The organism is Alishewanella sp. HL-SH05 (assembly GCF_052655985.1).
Map to the genome: position 1 here is coordinate 275,765 of NZ_CP199753.1, position 24,409 is coordinate 300,173.

The following is a 24,409-nucleotide window of genomic DNA, read 5'->3' on the forward strand; positions in this document are numbered from 1 at the left end:
GTAGTTATGATGCAAGCAAACGAGTCACTCGCAACAGATAATCCCGCAAACACTGAAAATAAAAAGCCTTTTTTTAAAAGGCAGGTGGATATTGTGGTTGTCGGTGGTGGTAGTGCGGGTTGGCTTACTGCCGCTATCTTAGCTGCAGATCATCAAACAGACCCACATGTCAATATCAGTTTGATCGAGTCTGCCTCTGTGCCCACCATTGGTGTTGGCGAGGGGACTTGGCCTTCAATGCGTGCGACATTAGCGCGTATTGGGATTTCTGAAACAGAATTTATTCTTAGCTGCGATGCCAGCTTTAAACAAGGCAGTGTGTTTCGCCAATGGCGTAGCTCATCACCACAAGATTGTTATTACCATCCTTTTACGCCACCAGTAGCTGCCAATGAGTTAGATATTGCTGACTTTTGGTTTGGTCATCATCAGCAAGTCGAGTTTGCTGCTGCTGTATCAAGCCAGCCTGCCGTGATTGCTGCGGGTTTAGCACCCAAACGCATCGCGACTCCAGAATATGCCTTTTTACAAAATTATGGCTATCACCTTAATGCAGCAAAGTTTGTTGCCTTACTAAGCCAGCATGCCAAACGGCTTGGGGTGAAGCATATTGTGGATGATGTTGTTGCCGTGCATAACCACATAGATGGTCGTGTTGCCGCCTTGCAAACGGCTGAGCATGGTGCTTTAACCGGTGATCTATTTGTGGACTGCTCGGGGTTACAGAGTTTACTTATCGGCCAGCATTATCAAACACCCCTGGTCAGTGTGCAAAACTGTTTGTTAAACGACAGTGCCTTGGCAGTGCAAGTGCCTTACGACGATGAACACACGCCAATTGCCTCTGCAACCTTGGCCACTGCCCAATCACAAGGTTGGGTATGGGATATCGGCTTACCAACCCGTCGCGGTGTCGGTTTTGTGCATCACAGTGGCCATACCGGCGAGGATCAGGCGGTCAGCACGCTTGCGCAGTACCTGCAATTATCAGAGCAGGCATTTACAGCCCGCTACCAGCCTAGGCTTATTCGGTTTACGCCGGGCTATCGCCAACAGTTTTGGCGGCACAATTGTGTGGCAGTTGGCATGGCGGCAGGCTTTATTGAGCCGCTGGAAGCGTCTGCCTTGGTGATGGTTGAGTTATCGGCCAAGTTTATTAGCGAGCAATTGCCACGCAGTTTGGCACAACAGGCCGTGATCGGTGAGCGCTTTAATCAAACCTTTAGTTATCGTTGGCAACAAATCGTCGAGTTTTTAAAATTGCATTATGTGTTGTCGACACGTGATGATAGCGATTATTGGCTGGCCCAGCGTGCCGACAGCTCGATACCTTCGTCACTGCAAGAAAAGTTGATGATGTGGCAACAATTTGTGCCAAGTCGTTATGATTTACCGATGGCTGAAGAATTGTTTCCGGCTGCCAGTTACCAGTATATTTTGTATGGCATGCGACATTTACCTAGTAGTGAGCGGCCAATAAAGGCAAGCTTAGGATTACGTGCTAACCAAGCGTTTGCCGAAGTACAACAAAAAACACAACAACTCAGAGCGGGCTTGGTCAGTAATCGCGAATTATTAAACCAAATTAAAGCTCATGGCTTACAAAAGATTTAAAGGGGAGCCGATGGCTACTATCGAATTACTCAATAACGTTGACCATCTTGGTGTGAAAATCCTTACTGAGCGCAGCCTAGAGCTTGGCGATAACAAAATGTTTTGTTTGAGTTTTCCAGCTGAATTCCGCGCTGCCCAAGCCTATTATCCCGTCTTATTTTATAAAGACGGCCAAAGCGGCCAATTTATGCCGGTGTTATTGCTCGGTTTTCAATCGGGTGAAAACCTATTTTTGCAGCAGCAAGGATGGCAAGCGGGTTATGTGCCGCTAGATATCCTTCGTGAGCCTTTTACCATTGGCCTGCAACAGGGTGAGCGCGTGATCAATATCGATACCTCGCATCCGAGAGTCAATAGCGCTTCGGGTGAGCCGTTGTTTTTAGAGTTTGGTGGTCAAACGTCTTATTTGCAGCAAGTTGCGGCACAATTAGAGACTTTGCATCATGGCGTTACCGACGCTAAGGCCTTTACGCAGCAACTATTGGCACTGGAGTTGATTGAGTCTTTTGTACTTGATGTTACGTTAAATAATGGCCAGCAGCACAGTTTGCATGGTTTCTATACGATCAACGAGCCACGGTTAGCGCAACTGAGCGGCGAGCAATTGTTGCAGTTACAGCAGGCGGGATACTTAGAGGCCATTTACATGATGCTGGCCTCGCAAGCACAGTTTGCGCGGTTGATTGGTTTTAAGAATCAGCTTTTGGCAAGCAGCTAAGATGTGGCCTGCAGCGCAACCGGTAGCAAGCTTAACCGGCGTAACCGCGGATAGCATCAGCAGTGATGTACTGAATAGCTCGATACCGCTGCACTTGCCTGATTTTGCTGCGCACTGGCCTGCAGTTTGTGCGGCTAAGCAAGGGCAGCCCGCCATTAATGATTATTTGCTTAGCCACTATAGTGGTGAACCACTTACCGCTTATATCAGTGAGGCGGGTAGTGTTGGCCGAGTATTTTACAATACTAACTTTAGTGGTTTTAACTTTCAGCCGGTAAATGCCAAACTTGGGCAATTGTTAGCGGCATCACAGGATAAAGCGCACTGGTATGTTGGTGCTACTTTGGTACCTCGTTGGTTTCCGCAGTGGTTGCAACAACAACACGTGCCGGCGTTGGCGCAACAGGGTAAAGATCCGCTGGTCAGCTTATGGATTGGCAATCAAAGTCGTGTAGCAGCGCACTCTGATCTTCCGCAAAATTTGGCGGTGGTAGTGGCTGGGCGTCGACGTTTCACCTTGTTTCCACCTGAACAATTAGCCAATTTGTACATTGGCCCGCTGGATGTTTCGCCTGCAGGCCGAGCGATTAGTTTGGTCGATTTTACCAGCCCCGATCTGACACAATTTCCAAAATTCGCCGAAGCGATGAAACATGCGCAAGTGGTAGAACTTGGTCCTGGTGATGCGCTCATTATTCCCAGTATGTGGTGGCATCATGTAGAAGCGTTAAGCTCGCTCAATGTACTAATGAATTTTTGGTGGCGCGACTGCCCTAGTTATTTGCCCAGCCCACAGCTGGCATTGCAGCTGGCGATGCTGAGTATTAACTCTTTACCGGCAGAGCAAAAGGCGGCATGGCGTGCACACTTTGAGCATTATGTGTTTGGTGAAGAACAAATTGCGCATATTCCTGAACATTTACGTGGTTTGCAAGGTTCATTAACTGAGCCTGTGGCACGGCAAGTGCGTGCTGAACTGTTAAATAAACTTAACCGATAACTCAATCTATAACAACGAGGTCCAAATGCAGTCGCAAGCAATTAAACGCGTGGTGATTGCCGGTGGTGGAACCGCTGGTTGGATGGCGGCTGCCGCTATCGCCAAGTTAATGGGTAAACATTTTCAAATTTGTTTAGTTGAAAGTGAGGATATCGGCACGGTTGGTGTCGGTGAGGCGACCATACCGCCGTTATTGACGTTACATAAACTGCTAGGCATTAACGAAGCAGAGTTTATGGCGGCGACTCAAGCTACTTTTAAACTGGGTATTCAATTTGAAAACTGGCGCGATCAAGGCCAAGACTACATTCACTCCTTTGGAACCACTGGCCAAGATTGCTGGGCGGCGGGCTTTCAGCATTTCTGGTTAAAAGGTCAGCAAATCGGCTTAGCCAGTGATTACGGTGATTATTGTCCGGAGTTATTGGCGTCAAAAGCGGCAAAGTTTGCGCATTTACCGAATCGTTCCCTAAATTATGCTTTTCACTTCGATGCCGGTTTATATGCAAAGTTTTTACGGAATATGGCTGAGAAACATGGTGCAACGCGGATTGAAGGTAAAATTGCCAAGGTTGAAACCTGTGAGCAAAGCGGCAATATTACAGCGTTACAGATGACGAGCGGTGATCTCATTGCTGGCGATTTATTTATTGATTGTACGGGCTTTCGCGCACTGTTAATTGAGCAAACTTTACATACGGGCTTTGATGATTGGAGCCACTGGTTGCCTTGCGACTCAGCGATTGCGGTACAAACTCGCGCTACGCGTGAGCCGGTGCCTTATACTCGTTCTATCGCTCACGGTGCTGGCTGGCAGTGGCAAATACCACTGCAACATCGTGTCGGTAATGGTTTAGTGTATTGCAGTAAGTATTATTCAGATGATGAGGCAAAAGCGTTGTTGCTGGCCAATGTCAGTGGTGAGTTACTGACCGAACCTCGACTGATCAAATTCAAAACCGGCATGCGCCGTAAGCACTGGAACAAAAACTGTATCGCCTTGGGTTTGGCCAGTGGCTTTCTTGAGCCGCTAGAGTCGACCAGTATTCACTTGGTTCAACGCAGTATCGTGCGTTTGTTACAAATGTTCCCAGTTAATGGTGTCAGCCAAGCAGATGTGGATGAGTTTAATCAGCAAACTGAACATGAAGTGCTGAATATTCGTGATTTTATTATTTTGCACTACAATGTGACGGCGCGGCGCGACACGGCATTTTGGCGACACTGTCAAAGCATGCCTATTCCTGAATCACTTGCCCATCGTATTCGTTTGTTTAAAGAAACGGGCCGAGTATTTAAAGTGCCGAATGAGTTATTTGGTGAGAACTCATGGACGCAAGTGATGTTGGGCCAAGGTTTGCTGCCTGAGCACTATCATCCGATAGTGGATCAAATGAGTGAAGAGGAACTGAGTCATTTCCTCAACCAAATCAAAGTGCAAAATCAGCGGTTAGTGGCGCAATTACCCAGTCATCAGACGTTTTTACAAAGCTATTGCCCCGCGATGAGCAAATAATATTAATCTTAAAAAAAGCCGCTACAGTCGTCTGTAGCGGCTTTTTGTTTTGTTAATCAGCGTTTTTGATACACCCTGACAAAATCAACCTGCATTCGTTGTGGGAATATGCCAGCGTCGATACCTTTTTCATTAACGTTGCCTGCCCAATTGCCGCCCACCGCTAAATTTAACAGAAGATGAAAACGCTGATCAAAGGGCGCATGCTCACCTATGCCGGGCATAATTTGTGCGGCATCGGTAAACCAATCGGCACTGGTGCGGGTGGCATAATGCACACCATTCATGTACCAGCGGATTTCACCCTCTTCCCATTCAATGCTGTAGGTATTAAAGCCGTCAGTGGGGCTGGCGCCTGCTGGTAATTTGTAGCTTTCTCCAGAATAAGTATTGTTCGGCGCGCGTTTGCCATAATGTAAAGTGCCGTGGATGCGTCGCTCTGGCTCACCCATTGCCGCATTTTCTTCATCTGATTGGGTGCCGAGATTGACCGCTTCCATAATGTCAATTTCGCCTGATAACGGCCAGGCACCATAAACGTTATCGGTGGGTAGCATCCAAATCGCCGGCCAACTGCCTTGACCGCCGGGTAATTTGGCGCTGACGTCGATGCGGCCATAACGCCAGTCACCTTGGCCTTTGCTGCGAATGCGGCCAGATGTGTAAGGTAAGGTGCGTTGTCGCTTGGAATCAAAGCTCGCGGCATCTTCAACAATATCTGGGCCGGAGAAGTTTTCTGCTCGCGCGATGAGGTGTAACAGGCCATCTTTTACCATGATGTTTTCTGGTCGGTCGGTATAGCATTGTTGCTCATCATTACCGCCGCCCCAGCAATTTTGCTCTGGGGTCCATTTGCTTCGATCGAGCTGTTTACCCTCAAATTCATCATGCCAAACTAATTGCCAACCCGCTGGGGCTGCAAAAGCGATGTTGGCCGACGGCGTGCTGAGTTCGGGTAGCTGATTGCAAGCGACTAACGCCAACGTGCTACTAATAGCCAGTAAAGGTAAATTAAAACGCATTATTGCCTCTTAGGTATCCAGTGTTCACCTGGGGTTATTTTTAAAAGAAAAGTCTAACTAAAAAGCTTGCTGTACTGATATGCGGTACAATCCGTGATGTGACTCTTTATGCCGTTAAGCGCTTATGCGTATTATATTTGACGACAGTGTCTAGGCCGTCTAGTATGATGTAAGCGCTTTCATATATAGCATAATACCGTGCTGCAAGTAACTACTTTGTATTGTTGCAGCGACTTTCGGCTTTAGCGAACCTTGGCAGAACTGATGAAGATAACTCTAGCAAAAACCTCTCCTTTATTGCAGCCTAACTTTGTTTTTGGCGTAGCAACCTCTTCTTTTCAGATAGAAGGTGCGGCTGATAGTCGTGAGCCGTGCATCTGGGATACCTTCTGTGATACGCCGGGTCGGATCAAAGATAATTCCGACGGCAAAGTGGCTTGTGATCATGTTGCTCGTTGGCCTGATGATATTGAGCTGATTGCCGGTTTAGGTGTTGATGCCTATCGGTTCTCGATTGCTTGGGGGCGGGTGATTAACCGTGATGGTAGTATTAACGAGGCTGGCTTAGCTTTTTATCAGCAGTTACTTGATGCGCTGCAAGCCAAAAAAATTAAGGCTTTCGTGACACTTTATCATTGGGATTTACCGCAATATCTTGAAGATCACGGTGGTTGGTTAAACCGGAACACCGCTTATAAATTTGCCGAGTATACCGATATCGTAACAAAGGCTTTTGGGGATAAGGTGTACTCTTATGCCACGCTAAATGAGCCGTTTTGTAGTGCTTATCTCAGTTATGAAGCGGGGATCCACGCACCAGGGTTTCAAAATCGGCAACAAGGTCGACAAGCCGCCCATCATTTGTTGTTAGCGCATGGGTTAGCCATGCGCGTGCTGCGGAAAAATGCTCCACATGCTAAAAATGGCATTGTGCTTAATTTTAGCCCGTGTCACCCGGCTTCTAACAGTGCAGCCGATGTGCGTGCGGCCGAGATGGCGGATCAGTATCATAATCAGTGGTATCTGCAACCGCTACTCGAAGGCAGCTACCCTCCTTTGTTAGCTGAATTAGCTACTGATGAACAACCTTTAAGGGTTGACGGTGATATGGCGATTATTGCTGAACCAATAGATTTCCTCGGCGTAAACTACTACACCCGCACTGTCTATCGGGCCAATGAAAAAGGCTGGTTCAGTGATGTACCACCAACAACACCGCCATTAACGGATATGGGCTGGGAAATATATCCAAAAGGCTTAACTGAAATTCTGCTGGCGTTGCACCAGCGTTATACGTTGCCGCCCATTTATATTACTGAAAATGGGGCCGCCATGCCGGATAGTTTGCTGCAAGATAAAGTCGCCGATCAGCATCGGGTAGATTATTTTCAGCAACACTTACAAGCTACGGAAGATGCCATCAAGGCGGGTGTTGATATACAGGGTTATTTCGCCTGGAGCTTGATGGACAATTTTGAATGGGCTGAAGGCTATGCGAAACGCTTTGGTATTGTTTATGTTGATTATGTTACGCAACAACGTACCTTAAAGAATAGTGCCATAGCGTTACGTGACGTGTTCGCTAACCGGCGTTAACTCGGGTCTGTTTGCAGGAGCGGTTATGCTGAGTAAAAAAGAAAAAATAGCCTACGGCCTAGGTGACACGGCCAGTAACATCATTTTTCAAACAGTGATGTTGTTTCTAACGTTTTTTTACACCGATATTTTTGGTATTTCGCCCGCTATCGTCGGCAGTATGTTTTTGTTAGTGCGGATCATTGATGCCGTGACCGATCCGTTAATGGGCGCACTGGCCGATAACACTAAAAGTCGACATGGTAAATATCGGCCTTACTTACTTTGGCTGGCGTTGCCTTTCGCCTTCTGTAGTGTTTTAGCTTTTACCACCCCAGATTTTTCTGAAAACGGTAAAGTCTGGTACGCCTTTGCCACATATACCCTGCTGATGCTGGCCTATACCGCGATTAACATTCCATACTCAGCACTGGGTGGCGTATTAACGGCCGATCCGAATGAGCGCGTTTCGGTGCAAACGTATCGTTTTATCTTTGGTATGTTAGGGGGCTTGTTAGTAACCGCCTGTACCTTGCCCTTGGTAGAATACTTTGGTCAGGGCGATCAGGCGCGGGGTTATCAATGGACCATCGCCGCCATGAGCCTATTAGGCATGATACTGTTTTTGCTCTGTTTTGCCGGTACTCGTGAACGAGTTCACGCGCCAGCGAATCAAAAAATCACATTACGCAGTGGCATGTCGACTTTATGGCAAAACGATCAGTGGCGTATTTTATGTGTTGCTGCGCTATTTTTGTTAACCGGTATGGTGTTGCGAAATACTCTGGCGATTTATTACGTAAAATATTTTTTAGGTCGAGACGATCTGGTCACCTCCTTTGTTACGCTGGGTATGATCGGTAATATCGCCGGTGTGGCGATGGCGCAATGGTTGTCCACTAAAGTGGATAAAGTAAAAGCTTATATTGGCTTGCAACTTATTTCAGCCGTGATCTGTGTGCTGGGTTTCTTTATCAGCCCCGAGCAAATCAAAATGGCGTTTGCTCTGCACTTTTTCTGGAGTTTCTTCCTGCAAATGGCTACGCCGTTATTATGGGCAAAAATGGCCGATACGGTTGATTATGGTCATTACAAAACAGGTATTCGAGTGACCGGCTTGGTGTATTCCTCTATCGTATTTTTTATTAAATTAGGTTTAGCGGTCGGTGGTGCTTTAGCGGGGTGGTTGTTAGCAGTTTACGGTTATCAAGCCAATCAGGCACAATCTGCCGAAACGCTGAACGGCTTACTACTTAGCTTTACTTTCTGGCCAGCCGTCTGTTCGGTGTTAGTTGCCATCGTGATGACGCGCTATACCTTGTATAATGCCCGTGTACAGCAAATCGCCACTGATCTTGCTGCTCGACACTAGCGAGTGCTAAGCTAACGAGGTTAAATTTTGGCTAATAGGACGCAAATGGCAACCATTTATGAAGTGGCAAAAGCGGCGGGTGTGTCGCTGGCGACGGTATCGCGTGTGATGAACAATAATACGCCGGTGCGGCAAGCCACACGGACAAAAGTATTGGCGGCAATGGCAGAGCTAGGTTATCGGCCTAATAGTATTGCACAATCATTGGCTTCTAATTGCTCTAATAGTATTGGTATTTTAGTTTCTGAGTTACATGGTCCTTTTTATGGTGCGATGTTAACCGGTATTGAAGCCGAGTTTCGTGCTGCGGGTAAGCACGTGATTATTGCTGCGGGCCACAGTGAACGAGAAACCGAGCAAGACGGTATTGAGTTTTTAAAAAGCCGCAATTGCGACGCACTTATTTTGCATGTCGAAGCGGTATCTGATGACTATCTTATTGAGTTGGCGCAAGGTGATACGCCTTTTGTGTTGTTAAACCGGCATATCGATGCCTTAGCCGATCGCTGTATCAGTTTAAATAACGAATTGGGTGGGTATCTCGCCACTCAGCATTTATTAGAGCAAGGACATCGGCAGATTGCCTATATTGCTGGCCCAATGTGGAAAACGGATGCGCGCGAGCGTTATGCTGGACACCAGCGGGCATTACAAGAGTTTCACTGCGCGCTAAATACCGGGTTATTTTTTGAAGGCGACTTTCGAGAAACGGGTGGTAGCGAAGGCTTACAGAGTATCATTGCAAGCAAACAGCCCTTTACCGCGGTGGTTTGTGCTAACGACGAAATGGCTTCTGGTGCACTGACGACAGCGCGTGAGCTAGGTTATCGCGTGCCTGAAGATTTTTCTGTTGTCGGGTTTGATAACGTTAACTTTGCTTATTACACCTATCCTAAATTAACCACCATTGATTATCCGATCAGTGCAATGGGGCATATGGCGGCACGTTGGGTGCTTAGTCAGGTTTATCAGCAAGCGGATACCGAGGTGCAGCAAGTGTTTGAACCGTATTTAATCAGTCGCGACTCAACTCACCTTATCATTTAGTTCTATCTCATTACCGGGGTCAATCATTGGCGATGGCCGCGGTTTAGCCTTTGTAAAGGCTTTGTCCGATTTTGGAGTGTCTATGCCAGATCAGCCAGCAGCAAAACCGACCAAACAGCTCTATCAGTTGTTGGCCGATGATACTGATGGCCGTGCCTGCAAGGATATCCCTGATGAGGTTTGTACTGCCTTACCGAACAATTATTTATTGTTGTTATGCAGTCAATGCTGCACCGCCTTAGCCGACTTATTAGCTAATCCAAAAACCATCTTAACGTGGTTACTGACCTCACTTGGTACGCCAGCCAGTTTTATCGCTTGGTTGGTGCCGCTGCGCGAGTCAGGTTCAATGTTGCCGCAGTTAATGATTGGGGCCTACGTTAGGCGCTTTGCTAAACGTAAAGCTTTTTTGGTGTTGGGCAGTGTGTTGCAAGCTAGCAGTTTGCTAGGGATGGCGCTGGTTGCCCTTTGGCTCGAGGGGCGTCAAGCGGGTGTCGCTATTCTAATACTGCTAGCTTGTTTTAGTTTGGCGCGGGGTTTGAATTCGGTGGCGCAAAAAGATGTCTTGGGTAAAACCGTACCCAAAGGGCGACGCGGCCGTTTAAGTGGCTTAGCTACGTCTGTTTCAGGTGTTATCACCGCAATCATATCTTTATGGTTATTGCAGCAAGATAGCCACCATAGCTGGTTTTATGCCGGTTTTTTGTTGGCAGCAGCGCTATTATGGTTTGGCGCAAGCGCACTGTTTTCAGCGATCCGCGAGCAAGCTGGCGCCAGCGACGGCGGCGTTAATGCAATGCAAGCGGCGTGGCAAAATGTGCGTAAATTAAAAACCGATAAGGTGCTACGTAATTTTATTATCTGTCGCGGTTTGTTGTTAAGTTCAGCCTTAGTGCAACCCTTTGTCGTGTTATTGGCGCAACAACAAAATAATAGCCATCAAACCTTAATGTTACTGTTACTCGCCAGCAGCGTGGCAGGTGCCGTTAGCGCCAGTCTTTGGGGAAAAGCTGCTGATCGAAGCAGTAAACAAGTACTGCAACTGGCCGCGGTTTTCACCATGTTGGGCTGTGTGTTGCCGATTGTTTATTTACCCGCTGCTGAGAATAGTTGGTTTTACCCTTTACTCTTTGTGTGGTTAAACATCAGTCATGCTGGGGTGAGGTTGGGGCGTAAAACGTATTTAGTTGATATCGCCACCGGTAACCAACGCACCGAATATGTTGCCTTAAGTAATAGCCTGATGGGCGTGTTATTGTTGCTTGTAGGCGCAATAGCGGCCTTGTTTGCTGCATGGTCAGTAACCGCTGTACTGTGTTTCTTTGCGTTGCTGAGCCTTGTAGCCATTTGTTTTACTTTTCGTCTTTCTGCGACATAACACAGCGTATGCCCCCTGAACTAGGTTTCTTGCCAGTGCTGTATGCATTGCTGAATTTTTGATCAGCTCACAGCCGTGCTTTTTTCGGCACAGATTCACCAATATTTTTTGAGGTTTTTTTAAACAGCTGATTGACTGTTACATGATATTGGCCTAATTTATGTAAGCGCTTACATGAAATTGGGTGCTTTGCTGTGGGCAAATGCCGGCGTGACAAGGTTAAAAACAGGAACTCAGGGTATGACTAAAATAATGAATAACGCTAAACCCCTAGCCGCTTTGGCGCTGCTGGCGGGTTTAAGTGCATGTGGCGGAGACGTTACAACGAACTCAGACTTTACCGCTGTCAACACCGAGCAGCCAGTATCTGATTGGAAACTGGTCTGGAGCGATGAATTTGATGGCACTAGTATCGATCGTCGTAAATGGAATTTTGAAATTAACTGTTTGGGCGGCGGAAATCAGGAAAAACAATGCTATACCGATAGCCCAGAAAATGTTTTTGTTTCTAACGGTAGCTTAAAAATTGTGGCTAAACCTGCAGCAGAGGGTGCACCACAACCTTACACTTCAGCTCGGCTAAACACCCGTTATCAGGGTGATTGGCGTTATGGCCGTATTGAAGTTCGGGCAAAAATGCCGTCGGGTCAAGGTACTTGGCCAGCTGTGTGGATGATGTCGACGGACGAAGTATATGGCGGTTGGCCAAAATCAGGCGAAATCGACATTGTTGAAGCGGTAAACTTAAAAACCGTAGACGGCGACGGTGTAGTAGAAAACAAAGTCTACGGCACGCTGCATTATGGTAAAGATTCACCTAATAATGTGAATAGCGGTAAAGAATACAGTTTACCTTCGGCCAATCCAGCCGATGGTTTCAATACTTATGCCATTGAGTGGCAGGAAGGCGAAATTCGTTGGTATGTAAACGATTATTTGTATCAAACGCAAATGGCCTCAAAGGTTCGTACCAACAGCAAAGGTGAAGCTATCGGTTTAAGCCACCGTGGCTGGTTTGTTGAAAACTTTAATAATGTTACCGGTGAGCTAGAAACTCAGTGGAATAATGCACCCTTTGATCAGCGTTTTTACTTAATTATGAACTTGGCTGTTGGTGGCAACTGGCCAGAAAACGTGAATAACTTAGGTATTGACGAAGCAGCTTTAGCAAATGGTCAAACTATGGAAGTGGAATGGGTGCGCGTGTATCAATGCGACCAAAACCCTAACACCGGTAAAGGTTGTGAAACCATTCGTGCTGGCTACAAAGATGCCGAAACCTTAGTTGAAGGTAAGGCGCCTATTCCAGTGCCACCTTCAGACGGCATAGCCCGTAATTTGACTATTTTTGATGGCACGCCTAATCCAAACTGGCCGGCTTGGGATTGTTGTGGTGGTTCTACCCCAGCGCTGGTTGTTGATGCCGACCGTGGTAATGTTTATGAATTTTTAGTGGGTCCACAACCTACCGTAAATGGCTTTATCACGCGCTCTGCTTTCATCACCGATCCAAATGGTCAGGCTTCGCCGTTTGATGCATCACCGTTAATTGAAAACGGCAGCATCAGTTTTGATATGCAAGTGGTATCAGCGCCATCTAACTCGGCTTCTACTTGGATGTTTAAAGTAGAAAGTAACGAAAACACCACTTTTGTTGAATTACCGATTACCGCGAGTTCTGAAGGTGTGGCTCCGGTCACAGGCCAATGGCAAACTTATACCTTCCCTTTAAAAGCACTAGATGCAGCAGGTTTAGACTTGTCCGCTATTGATGTGCTGATGGTGTTTCCTGCTTGGGATACTGGTAATGGCGCAGTATATCGAATGGACAATGTAAAAATTTCTCAGCCGAGCAGCTCACCTGAATTAGTGATCTTCACTGATCAAACGAATCCAGCGTGGCCATTATGGGATTGTTGTGGTGGTAGCACCCCAATTGAAGTGATGGACGATGAAGCGCATGGTACTGTGGCTGAATTTACCGTGGGTCCTCAACCTACCGTATTAGGTTTCTTCAACCGTGCGCCTTTAGGTTCAGGTACGGCTTTTGATGCGTCAGCCCTGTTAGCTGAAGGTGTGGTGCAGTTTGAAGTGAAAGTAGTTAATGCACCAGCAAATGCTAATTCAACGTGGATGTTTAAAATTGAAGCTGCAGGGGGTGATTCAGCCGTAGAACTGCCATTAAGTGCTGGTAATGCGGGTCAAGCTCCGGTAACAGGTCAGTGGGCAACGTACACCTTTAGTATCCAAAGTTTGTTTGATGCGGGTTTAGATATCAGCTCAATCGATGTCTTGATGATCTTCCCTGCTTGGGATACCGGCAACGGTGCGGTATTCCGTGTTGATAACGTAAAAATCTTCAATCCAAACGCTGCGGCTGACGGTGATGGTTCGCTTAATGTGTTCAGCAATAACGTCAATGCGCAGTGGGATCTATGGGACTGTTGTGCCGGTTCAACGCCAAAAGTGGTTGATGCAGGTGCGCCGTATGGCAATGTGGCTCAGTTTGAAATTTTGGGTTGGCCAGAAACCGTATTGGGCTTCTTAGCAAAAGCCGATGGCGCCTTTAATGCCACGCCACTGTTAGCCAATGGCAGCATTAGCTTTGATATGCGGGTGGTAACTGCGCCAGCCAATACCAGCAGCACGTGGTTCTTCAAAGTAGAGTCAACAGGTGCAGCTACCGCGGTCGAGTTACCCTTGGCCTCTGGTAATAATAACCAAGCTCCGGTTACGGGTGAGTGGGCCACTTATCGTTTTTCACTGCAAAGTCTTTTTGATGCCGGCCTCGATATCAGTGATATCAATGTGTTAATGGTCTTCCCTGCGTGGGGTACAGGCCAGGGCGCGGTATATCAAATTGATAACGTAAAAATTGCCAATAACTAAGCAGTGCGACAAGAGTAGGATAATTATGAAACCAATAACTTTTACTAAGAGTCGAGTAGCTGCAGCGGTATCTGTAGTATTGACTGCCGGTATGATGCTGCCATTACAGGCACAAGAAGCAACTGCTGCTGAAGCTGAGCCGCAAGTTGAAATAATCGAAGTCCGCGGTATTCGGGGAAGTCTAGCTCGTTCAATGGACGTTAAGCGTGAATCGTCAGGTGTCGTTGATGCAATTTCTTCTGAAGAGATGGGTAAATTCCCAGACACGAACTTAGCTGAATCATTACAACGCATTACGGGTGTTTCGGTAAGCCGAGTAAATGGTGAAGGTAGCCAAATTACCGTTCGGGGTTTCGGCCCTGAGTTTAACCTGATCACCTTAAATGGTCGTCAGATGCCCGGTACCGGTTTTACCCGTTCCTTTAACTTAGAAAACCTGTCTTCTGAGGGCGTTAGCGCCCTGGAAGTATACAAAACTGCGAGAGCAGAAAACCCGAGCGGTGGCCTAGGTGCTACCGTGAACATCGTTACCTCGAAACCGCTATCAAGCCCAGGCGAGAAATTTGCCATGATGGGTAAAGCTGTGCATGACAGCTCTAATGAAGTTGGCGAAGATGTCACCCCTGAGTTTTCTGCGTTATACAGCAATACCTTTGCGGATGATCGTTTTGGTGTAGCGGTGTCTTTTGCTTCGGCCCGTCGTGATTTCCAAATCCAAAATGCCAACGTTCAAGGTTGGCAAGCAAATGTGCCGCTACCTAGTAACCCTACTGAGGTTATCGATCGGCGGCCACTGGGAGCCGATGGTTTACCAACGGGCAATTACTTCTTTCCAAAAGATATGAATTACGGCATTGCTGATTTTCAACGGGAAAGAACGACCGGTCAGCTTACCTTTCAATATGCGGCTACTGATGATATTACCTTTACCCTTGATTACACTGGCAGCCGTGCGATAGTTGGTAGTGAAAGTATTGGTTGGGGTATTTGGAATAACTTTGGCGATAACATCAATGCTTATGAGTTAGATGAGCGCGGTACTGCCATTTTTGCTGATATCAGCGGTGATGATGGTTCTTTTACTGCGAGTAAAGGCACCACTGAAGTTAAAGCTGCGTCTATCGGTTTTAATATGGATTGGCAGATCACCGATAATTTGAACGTCAGTTTCGACTTTCATGATTCCAACAATAAAACCGATAACGGTGCCGATAAAGGCAGCGGTAATAGCGGCCAGGTGATCTTAGGTTCTGATCAACTTATTACTAAGTTTTATGATTACCGTACCGGTGAGATCCCGCAAGCGTACATTTTATGGCGTAACGGTAGCAATGTATTAAACCCAGGTGAAATTGATTCTAACTTTAGTCAGTTTTTTGATTCACCAGGTGAGTCAGATATTCAACAGTTTCAGTTGGATAGCACTTGGTTTAACTCGAGCTTTAATATTCCGTTGGTTTCAATTAAAGGCGGTATCGCTCGTACTGATCAAAATTTAAGTGGTTCAAACGCTTGGAGTGGCTTACGTGGTGGCCCAGGCTTTAACCCAAGCTATACGTTTATTTTCCCAGACGGCATGTTTACTCGGCGTGATACCGGTAACTTCCTTGATCAATTTGCCGGTGGTGGCAATGGCTTAGTCAGTAATTATTACTACAGCTATAGCTACGATGAAGCCGTGGCTCGACAAACGGCTTATTTAACTGAAACACTGCTAGGCGACAATGCGTATGTGCCAGATGCCTTTTATGGCCCTTACGGCGAAAGTTATGTACAAGAAGTAACAGACAGTATCTACCTACAATCTGCATGGGAATTTGAAGTGGCAGATTTCCCGGTACAGCTGAATGTTGGTGTTCGCTATGAACAAACCGATGTGACAAGTACGGTGCTGCAAGATGTAGAGCGCCAAGTAAATTGGGTTAGCCCATCTGAATGGATCATGCAATATGAGCCGGGTGATGCCAACTACTTAACCTTGACCGGTTCGCATAACGTGTTATTGCCGATGATGGATTTACGGGTTGATATTACTGACGACTTAGTCAGTCGTTTATCAATTGGTAAAAGCATCACTCGCGCACCTTTAGGTGCTTTGGCTGGCGGTCGTAGTTTAAGTGGTAGTCCAAAACCCGGTTCGCGTAGTGGTGGCCAGGGTAATACTAATCTGCAACCGTATGAGTCAACGAACCTCGATTTAAGCCTAGAGTATTATTACGCACCGGGTAGTTATGCCGCCATTGGTTACTATCGGAAGAGCGTGAAAAACTTTATCGGTAATACCATTACAGATATTACTATCGAAGGTTTAAATGACATTCTAAATGGTCCACGTTATCAACAAGCGGTTGCTGATATTACGGCGCGCGGTGAACAACCTACCGACACGGCTATTTATAATCAGTTGTTAGCCAATGGCCATGGTGATGCTAACGGTGCAATTGCACCGACCAGTGCTGATCCGTTAATTGTTTGGAGTATTAGCCAACCACAAAACATCGATGATACTAAGACGGTAGATGGTATCGAAGCCGCTTGGCAGCATATGCTGGGTGAAACCGGTTTTGGTTTTGGTGTTAACGGTACCATCGTTAACGGTGACGTTGAATTTGATATTGAAAGTTTAACGCAACAAACACCGTTGGTCGGCCTGAGTAACTCTGCTAACTTACAGTTATTCTATGAAGACTATGGTTGGTCAGTAAAATTAACTTACGCTTGGCGTGACAGTTATTTAATCGGGGTAGGCCAGAGCCAAGGTTCGTCTGATGCACCACCGCAGTTTGCTAAGGCTTATGCGCAATGGGACATCAGCATCAACAAAGATGTCACTGATAACTTTACCGTGTTCTTTGAAGGGATCAACCTAACAAATGAAACCGAGCAAGGTTATGGCCGTTACGAAGAGCAGTTCCTGTTTGCTCGTCAATATGGTCCACGTTATATCTTAGGTGCCCGTTACCGGTTCTAAGCGTTGCTTCTCCCTGTTGTTTCTTTAGTGCCCGCTTGCGGGCACTTTTTTTGCCTTAACCTTTGTATTAAAACCAAATGAGCTTGGCGTATCATGCTGCTACGCTGTTTGCTGAGTGTCTTTTCTTGCGGCTATCCGCGCCGTTACTCTTCATGCTCAACCCCCTGCTCTTGTTTACATTACGGCCAATACCACTTGAATTTACCTGCGACATGTCAACCCACCTCTTATAGGTAGAGCTCACCTTGCAATAGGTCAGTAAGGTTTAACAAGGATACGCGCTGAGCGGCAATTGAATAACAAAGGGTGTAACAGACAGCACAGTAGAGGCACCCTTAAAGTGAGCGGTTGAGTGGCGAGAAGGCGCCAATGAGTTGCATAGAATAAGCTTTTGGCAATGAGACGATATAAGGATAACCATAATCCAGTGCGAAGGGATTAGTAAGCAAAATGCGACAACGGTTCTGTGCATCAAGTAGCAAAACGAGGCTGAAAATCGCAAGCATAAAAAAGCCCAGCGAGGTAGCTGGGCTTTATACGGCAAAGGCGCTTTACATATCACAACTCAGCGCAGTGGTGCTGGCATTACTGGTAATGCGTGCATCTGACAGGCTTAATTGCAGCTGGCCTGAAGTACTGATACTGAATACTTCAAACACCTGAGCCAAATTTAAGCCCTGCTGTTGAAAGCAGCTGATATTAAGAGTGAGCTGCTGCCATTCGTTTTCTGGCATAGCGGCGAGTGCGGCAGCAATATTTTGGCTAGCCGTACAATCTGCACCACACTGCATGCCTAATAATACGCTATCCGGTACTGCGCCATGGCGCTGCACAGTTAAACTTAACACGCTTTCTGCGCTGCCAAAGGCTCGCAAATCACGTGGAAACGGACTACCAAAAATTAAGCTAGCAGTTTCTTCACCTGTAAATTCAAAGCGGCGCGCATCTTCTTGTACCAGATTATCAAAGGTACGGCTGCTGATACTTCCTAGCTGTTGTACGCTACTGCCAACGGTCACCGTGTCAGTACCGCTACGTAATTGTAATTGCCAAGGTGAACGCGGAGCGCGCTCAAAAATGGCCATTTCGGTTTCTCCAGCAGCATCACCAGCATCTTCAGACAATTGATTACCTAACACATCTGCTTCGCCATAACGTAAACCAAAACCAAATGGCAGCAGAGGTGCATAATCGGCATCACCAACATTGACCGTCGTTTGCTGCGGGTTAGCAGGCCATGAGAACGATAATTTACCGTGGAAGTCATACTGCGGTGTGCCGTCTGCTTTTGCTAAAATCACATCGGCCACACCTGCGCCTTCACTGCCCGGTAACCATACCGCGACAAAGGCGTCAGAGGCGTTAAGCTCTGGGTTGACCCACATGCCTCGGCCACTGATAAACAATGACACCACAGGAATACCTTGTGCTTTAAGCTGTTGCAGTAAAGCTAAATCAGCTTTATTACCACGTTGGTATTCTAGGTTATCGATATCACCGTTACCTTCTGCATAAGGCTCTTCACCAAACACCACGATGGCCACATCGGGTTTTTGCAAGAAGCTGCCATCAGTTGATAACTCAGTGCTACCACCCGCTGCACTAACTTGTTGCTGGATCCCCGCATAGATGGAGGTACCACCGGGGAAGTCGGCGTTGGTGTTACCGGTGCCTTGCCAGCTAATAGTCCAGCCACCTGATTGTTGGCCGATATTATCTGCGCCTGGGCCTGTTACTAAAATGCGTTGCGTTGGGTTTAATGGCAGTAGATTATTTTGGTTTTTCAATAACACCAAGGACTGACGCACCGCATCACGGGCTACCGCACGGTGCTCTGCCGCACCAATCAGTTCAATGCGACCGGCTAATGGGCGATTGGCGGGGCTGGGCTTATCAAAAAGACCGGCGCGCTTTTTCACGCGTAAGATACGGCGAACCGCATCATCCACACGTTCTTGATTGATCACACCGCTTTTTACTTGCTCAATCAAATTGTAGTAAAGCGGCTTCCACGCTGCGGTAGGTACCATGTAGATATCTAAACCGGCATTGGCTGCTTGTGGGCAGTTATCGTTGGTACAACCAGGAATTTGGCCATGACCATTCCAATCACCCACGATAAAGCCATCAAAACCCATACGCTTTTTCAGCACATCTGTTAACAAATAGCCATTGCCGTGAATTTTGCTACCGTTCCAGCTATTAAAGGAGGCCATCACGCTTTGTGCACCGGCTTGCAAGCCGCCCACATAGCCTTGGGCATGAATTTCAAACAGTTCTTGTTCGCTGACTTCGGTATTCCCTTGGTCGATACCGCCGGTGGTGCCGCCATCGCCAACAAAGTGTTTAACGGTGCTGATCACGCGACGATCGCCCAGAAAATCTGCATCGGCTGCACCTTGTAAGCCGCGCACAATGGCTGCAGCATAGTTGCGTACGATGGTCGGATCTTCAGCATAGCCTTCATAGGTTCTGCCCCAACGATCGTCTCGCACTACCGCAACGGTGGGTGCAAACACCCAATCAATGCCCGTCGCCATCACCTCGCGTGCCGTAGCCTCAGCAATTTGCTCAATTAGCGCTGGGTTGTTGGCCGCACCCAAACCGATGTTATGTGGGAAAATCGTCGCGCCAATCACGTTATTGTGACCATGTACTGCGTCAGTACCCCACATAGTTGGGATTTTGCTGCCATCTAAACTGTCATCAATTGACGCTTGGTACATTTTTTCTGCTAAGGCGGTCCAATCGGCTGGCGTGGCATATTTATCATCGTTAGGAAAAGCGCCGCCGCCATTTAGGTATGAACCGAAACCATATTTGCGCATATCTTCCACGGTAATATCACGAATTTCCGGCTGGATCATCTGCGCAATTTTTTGCTCTAAGGTCATCTGTGCCATTAACTCAGTAATGGCTTGCTCAATGTTGGGATCTTGTGCCACGGGTAAATTCAGTACTGGCCAGATGTTTACTGGTTGTTCAGTGTCTGGTGGTGTTACCGCCTTATTACACCCGGCTAGCACTAAGGTGCTCGTCAAGGTAAGTAGCAGGGTTTGGCGGTTAAGGGAGGTCTTAAGTTTCATCATCAATCCTTAGCTGCGTCTGTAACAACCTGAGGTTTTGAACCAATCAAGCCGTAATAAGCGATGTAAATGTAACAAAGTAGTGGCAGGATAAAGGCCGGTTGTACGCCAATTCGGTCGGCTAAGGCGCCTTGCGCTAAAGGTAAAATGGCGCCACCGACAATAGCGAGGCACAAAATACCAGAGCCTTGACTGGTCATATGTTTTAAACCGTTGATCGCCAAACTAAAAATGGTTGGGAACATAATAGAGTTACATAGGCCAATAAACAGTAATGACCACATGGCCAATTGGCCTTCACTTAGCATAGTTAAGGCCAGTAATAACACGGCAGTGATAGCATTGAATGCCAGCGCTTTACCCGCATCTACTTTTTGCATTACCGCGGCACCAATAAAGCGGCCTACCATAGCACCACCGAAATACCAGGAAATATAGTGTGAAGCGGCGGCCGTCGTCATGTTGCCAATTTCAGGTAACGATAAGTAAATAGCTAAAAAGCTACCAATGCTCACTTCGGCACCGACATAAACAAAAATACCCACCGCGCCTAATACTAAATGCCGTTGTTTCCAGGCACTACCTTGCAGCGGTACTGCTGCACTGGGCGCTTTTTTGCCCATGGCGGGTAGTTTTAACCAAACAAAAATAATCGCTAAAACAACTAAGCTTGCCGCTAATAATAGGTAAGGCAGTTGCACAGTTGATTCTGTCACTTCAGTAGCGGTAGGGACTGGGGCATCTTTACCACCAAAGATTAACCAGGCACCAAAGAATGGCGCCACTGTCGTACCCAGCGAGTTAAAGGCTTGCGTCATCGTCAAACGGCTAGACGCGGTTTCTGCTCTACCAAGGGCGCTAACGTAGGGGTTTGCTGCAACTTGCAGAATGGTAATTCCGGACGCTAATACAAACAGCGCCAATAAGAACAGCCCATACACATGCATTTCAGCGGCTGGATAAAACAACAAACAGCCCGCGCCTGCAATCAGTAGACCAGTGACAATACCTGCTTGATAGCCGATGCGGCCAACCAAAATCCCTGCGGGTACAGAGACAATAAAATAAGCACTAAAAAAGCAAAATTGGATCAACATGGCCTGGGTATAACTCAGGTCAAATAATTGCTTTAGGTAGGGAATTAAAATGTCATTCAGACAGGTAATAAAGCCCCACATAAAGAACAATGTGGTCAGTGCCGTGAGTGCAAAACGGTAATTCCCCGGGTTGTTTTGCATATGCGTTTCGGCCGGGTTTGATAGAGGTGATGCTGCCATAAAGGCTCCCTTGTCTTTTGGGTTGTTAATTGACGTCTTGTCTATTGGCGTCTTTTTAATGTAAGCGCTTTCATTTATAGCACATTGACTGCTGATAGCAATGTTTTTCGGTATTTAGCCGCGGTTTTTTTGCAGAAAAAAGATACAACTTTTTACTCGGTAGGCTTTGTGTTGTGTATGGTATCTCACGAAGCTATCCGTTACTCTGCTTGGCAAAGCGTAAAGGTAATAAGCTATATCATGACCACACTAGCCTCTAGTAAACCGACCTACATACTAAGCATTGATTTTGGTACGCAAAGTGTGCGAGCAATCATTATTGATCAGCATGGCAACATCTTGGCAAAAGGCCAGCAGCCGATGCCGGCCTATCAAACTACCTCGCCTGGTTTTGCAGAATTAACAGCGGCCAGCTATTGGCAAGCGTTACAACAAGCGTGTCAGCAGCTATGGCAAGTAAGTGCTATTCCAGCTTCTGCTTTAGCGGCTATGACGTTAACTACCCAACGAGGCACGATGTTTTGTCTAGATAAAGACAAAAAGCCCTTACGGCCTGCCATTATTTGGCTTGATCAACGACAAGCGAGTCAGTTGCCTCCTCTGGGGTGGCGTCGAGTACTATTTAAGTTCGTTGGTGCAGCGGCCATTGTAAGCCGATTTCAAACACGCGCTCCTTCAAACTGGCTAGCCAGTAACGAACCAGCCATTTGGCAGCAGACCGCGCATTATGTATTGCTGTCAGGTTATTTAAGTTGGCGCTTAACCGGCGAACTTACCGATTGCACAGCAGCACAAGTTGGCTATTTGCCTTTTAATTTTAAACGACAACGTTGGGCCAGCCGTTTTAGCTGGAAGTGGCGAGCATTATCGATACAACCCCATCAGCTGCCCCGTTTAGTCGCAGCGGGTGAGCCAATAGGAAAACTCTGTGCAGAGGCTGCGGCTGATTTGGGTTTACCAGCAGGATTATCGCTATTGGCGGCCGGATCGGATAAAGCCTGTGAAGTGTTAGGGTGTGGCGGGTTAACGCCCGATATCGGTTGTATCAGTTATGGCACTACTGCCACCATCACCACAGTAAACTCGCGCTATGTAGAACCGCAACGCTGGTTACCCGCCTATCCAGCTGCGCACGGGAATGCTTATACCAGTGAGGTGATGATTCATCGCGGGTTTTGGCTAGTCAGTTGGTTTAAAGAACAGTTTGGTTTGCAGGAGCGACAAGCGGCTACAGAGCAAGGGATAGAGCCTGAGCAACTGTTTGATGCGCTGTTAAAAGCTGTACCTGCCGGCAGTATGGGATTAATGCTCCAGCCATATTGGTCACCGGGTATTACTTTTCCGGGGCCTGAAGCGAAAGGCGCGATGATTGGTTTTAGTGATGTGCATGAGCGGGCCCATGTCTATCGTGCCATTATTGAAGGGTTAGTCTATGCCTTAAAAGAAGGCAGCGAGCGGCTGCAACGGCGAAATGGCCAACCTATTCAAACGCTGCGTGTATCGGGTGGTGGTGCTAAAAGCGTTGAAGTTCTGCAAATAACCGCGAACGTCTTTAATCTGCCGGTTGAGTGCCCGCACACCCACGAAACGTCAGCGCTAGGCGCGGCGATCTCAGCCATGGTGGGTTTAGGCCGCTACCCGAGTTACCCCAGCGCTATTGCTGCCATGTGCCGTTTACCGCAGCGTTATTTGCCTGATCCGGTTAACGCTGCGCAATATCAACGACTGTATCGGGAAGTGTATTTGAAAATGTACCGCCAACTCCAGCCGCTGTATAACAAAATCCGCGACATCACCGGTTACCCTACCTAACCCACTGGTCCAACCGCACTCTGAGACAGGTCAGACCGGTGTCTGAGTGTGGTCCAACCTGTCTCAGAGTGTGGTCGGAGGTGTTTGAGCCGAAAAGCGGGCGTCAGCATTCGTTATCGCGGTATATTAATCAGCAATGATCAGTTAGGATTTCAATTGTGACGTGTCAATATGCAGCTTGCAGCGTTACGTACTCAGCTGCAGCGACATGGCGGTTTCTTATCACTATGCACGCCACTGGTTTTTTTACATCAATGCGGGCGGGTTTTACTAGACCACTACAGTCACGGTTATCCTTTGCACATAGTTTGAACATTGAGTAGCGCCAACATGGCGCAGAGAGATAAAGATGCAAGGTATTGATTACTTAGCGAGCCCGCTGGGCTTAGTAGAAATTGTAGCGAGCGAGGTCGGCGTGATCGCGGTGACGTTTTGCCAAAGACAACAGCAGCCGAGCACTGAACCGCAATGGACGCGCGAAGCGAAAGCCCAGTTGGCCGCTTACTTTGCCGGTGAGTTAACGGTGTTTCAATTACCGCTGGCGGCAGAGGGCACTCCTTTTCAGCAGCATGTATGGCAGGCGCTTCTCACCGTACCCTATGGCCAAACCGCCAGTTATGGTGATATCGCCAAACAAATTGGTAATCCAAAAGGTATGCGCGCGGTGGGTTTAGCCAATAGTAAAAACCCGATTTCGATTATTGTGCCTTGCCATCGCGTTATCGGCGCCAATAAAACACTCACCGGCTATGCCGGTGGCGTTGATAAAAAAGCTTGGTTATTGGCGCATGAAGGGGTTAGCGGTCTAAAGTATTAATCGTCAGAGCGCAGAATACAATGCTTGGCATAATCTTTGGCTTCATTGGCTGTCCAATCGCCTTTAGCTTTGGTATCCATCTGTTCACACCATTTCTTTGAACCCACTTCAGGTGCACAACCTGCTAATAACACCACACTGGCCAATAATGCTAGGGAAAGTTTTTTCATAATATCTTCCTGATAATTCATATTAATAGGTGCTGCAATATGCAGAAGCGCAGCGCTGTAAAACGCTTTAGCAGTGTAGCGTTTTCAACGGCATTTTGTCAGAGAAATATTGCGGGGTGTTTTTGCAAAATAAAAGCAGGCTATA

At 47.2% G+C, this 24,409-nt stretch carries 16 protein-coding genes; 12 read left to right on the forward strand and 4 right to left on the reverse strand.

The window, feature by feature from the left end:
• Window positions 1–6 precede the first annotated feature (6 nt).
• Genes ACUJFL_RS01315 through ACUJFL_RS01330 form a run of 4 tightly spaced genes read left to right on the forward strand, consistent with a single transcriptional unit; the run spans window position 7 to window position 4,848 of the window.
• A complete protein-coding gene (locus ACUJFL_RS01315; RefSeq protein WP_445428253.1) occupies window positions 7–1,614 on the forward strand; it encodes a tryptophan halogenase family protein in 1,608 nt (535 codons plus the stop codon).
• A 10-nt stretch (window positions 1,615–1,624) separates the two neighbouring features.
• Window positions 1,625–2,332, forward strand: coding sequence for a SapC family protein (locus ACUJFL_RS01320; RefSeq protein ID WP_445428254.1), 708 nt, complete (start codon window positions 1,625–1,627; stop codon window positions 2,330–2,332).
• A 1-nt stretch (window position 2,333) separates the two neighbouring features.
• Complete coding sequence (locus ACUJFL_RS01325) at window positions 2,334–3,332, forward strand: cupin-like domain-containing protein (protein ID WP_445428255.1); 999 nt, start codon at window positions 2,334–2,336, stop codon at window positions 3,330–3,332.
• 25 nt (window positions 3,333–3,357) lie between these two features.
• Window positions 3,358–4,848 carry a tryptophan halogenase family protein gene (locus tag ACUJFL_RS01330; RefSeq protein WP_445428256.1) on the forward strand — a complete coding sequence of 497 codons (1,491 nt, stop codon included), beginning with the start codon at window positions 3,358–3,360 and terminating at the stop codon, window positions 4,846–4,848.
• 56 nt (window positions 4,849–4,904) lie between these two features.
• Here the strand turns inward: ACUJFL_RS01330 and ACUJFL_RS01335 are convergent, their stop codons facing one another.
• Window positions 4,905–5,870, reverse strand: a complete 966-nt coding sequence (locus ACUJFL_RS01335) for a glycoside hydrolase family 16 protein (RefSeq protein ID WP_445428257.1) — start codon at window positions 5,868–5,870, stop codon at window positions 4,905–4,907.
• A gap of 264 nt (window positions 5,871–6,134) precedes the next feature.
• Between ACUJFL_RS01335 and ACUJFL_RS01340 the strand changes: the two genes are divergently transcribed.
• From ACUJFL_RS01340 to ACUJFL_RS01365, 6 genes are all read left to right on the forward strand, one after another.
• Window positions 6,135–7,466 carry a GH1 family beta-glucosidase gene (locus ACUJFL_RS01340; RefSeq protein WP_445428258.1) on the forward strand — a complete coding sequence of 444 codons (1,332 nt, stop codon included), beginning with the start codon at window positions 6,135–6,137 and terminating at the stop codon, window positions 7,464–7,466.
• 25 nt (window positions 7,467–7,491) lie between these two features.
• On the forward strand, window positions 7,492–8,817 hold the full coding sequence (locus ACUJFL_RS01345; RefSeq protein WP_306177454.1) for a glycoside-pentoside-hexuronide (GPH):cation symporter: 1,326 nt from the start codon (window positions 7,492–7,494) through the stop codon (window positions 8,815–8,817).
• A 45-nt stretch (window positions 8,818–8,862) separates the two neighbouring features.
• A complete protein-coding gene (locus ACUJFL_RS01350; RefSeq protein ID WP_226750628.1) occupies window positions 8,863–9,864 on the forward strand; it encodes a LacI family DNA-binding transcriptional regulator in 1,002 nt (333 codons plus the stop codon).
• 82 nt (window positions 9,865–9,946) lie between these two features.
• On the forward strand, window positions 9,947–11,242 hold the full coding sequence (locus ACUJFL_RS01355) for an MFS transporter (protein ID WP_445428259.1): 1,296 nt from the start codon (window positions 9,947–9,949) through the stop codon (window positions 11,240–11,242).
• A 240-nt stretch (window positions 11,243–11,482) separates the two neighbouring features.
• Window positions 11,483–14,131 (forward strand): family 16 glycosylhydrolase, encoded by a 2,649-nt coding sequence (locus ACUJFL_RS01360; protein ID WP_445428260.1) that lies wholly within the window; start codon window positions 11,483–11,485, stop codon window positions 14,129–14,131.
• Window positions 14,132–14,156: 25 nt separating this feature from the next.
• Window positions 14,157–17,102: a TonB-dependent receptor gene (locus ACUJFL_RS01365; protein WP_445428261.1), complete on the forward strand. Its 2,946-nt coding sequence runs from the start codon at window positions 14,157–14,159 to the stop codon at window positions 17,100–17,102.
• A 551-nt stretch (window positions 17,103–17,653) separates the two neighbouring features.
• On the opposite strand, the gene ACUJFL_RS01370 is transcribed toward ACUJFL_RS01365, so the two are convergent.
• Window positions 17,654–20,188, reverse strand: coding sequence for a glycoside hydrolase family 3 protein (locus ACUJFL_RS01370; protein WP_445428262.1), 2,535 nt, complete (start codon window positions 20,186–20,188; stop codon window positions 17,654–17,656).
• Between the two features lie 2 nt (window positions 20,189–20,190).
• Window positions 20,191–21,465: a sugar MFS transporter gene (locus ACUJFL_RS01375; protein WP_226750623.1), complete on the reverse strand. Its 1,275-nt coding sequence runs from the start codon at window positions 21,463–21,465 to the stop codon at window positions 20,191–20,193.
• Between the two features lie 240 nt (window positions 21,466–21,705).
• On the opposite strand from ACUJFL_RS01375, the gene ACUJFL_RS01380 reads away from it, so the two are divergent.
• Together ACUJFL_RS01380 and ACUJFL_RS01385 are read left to right on the forward strand one after the other, a co-directional pair.
• A complete protein-coding gene (locus ACUJFL_RS01380) occupies window positions 21,706–23,277 on the forward strand; it encodes an FGGY-family carbohydrate kinase (RefSeq protein WP_445428263.1) in 1,572 nt (523 codons plus the stop codon).
• Between the two features lie 349 nt (window positions 23,278–23,626).
• Window positions 23,627–24,094: a methylated-DNA--[protein]-cysteine S-methyltransferase gene (locus ACUJFL_RS01385; RefSeq protein ID WP_445428264.1), complete on the forward strand. Its 468-nt coding sequence runs from the start codon at window positions 23,627–23,629 to the stop codon at window positions 24,092–24,094.
• Here the strand turns inward: ACUJFL_RS01385 and ACUJFL_RS01390 are convergent.
• Window positions 24,091–24,264 carry a DUF3012 domain-containing protein gene (locus ACUJFL_RS01390; RefSeq protein WP_226750620.1) on the reverse strand — a complete coding sequence of 58 codons (174 nt, stop codon included), beginning with the start codon at window positions 24,262–24,264 and terminating at the stop codon, window positions 24,091–24,093. The two genes, ACUJFL_RS01385 and ACUJFL_RS01390, sit on opposite strands and share 4 nt — an antisense overlap.
• Window positions 24,265–24,409: the final 145 nt, after the last annotated feature.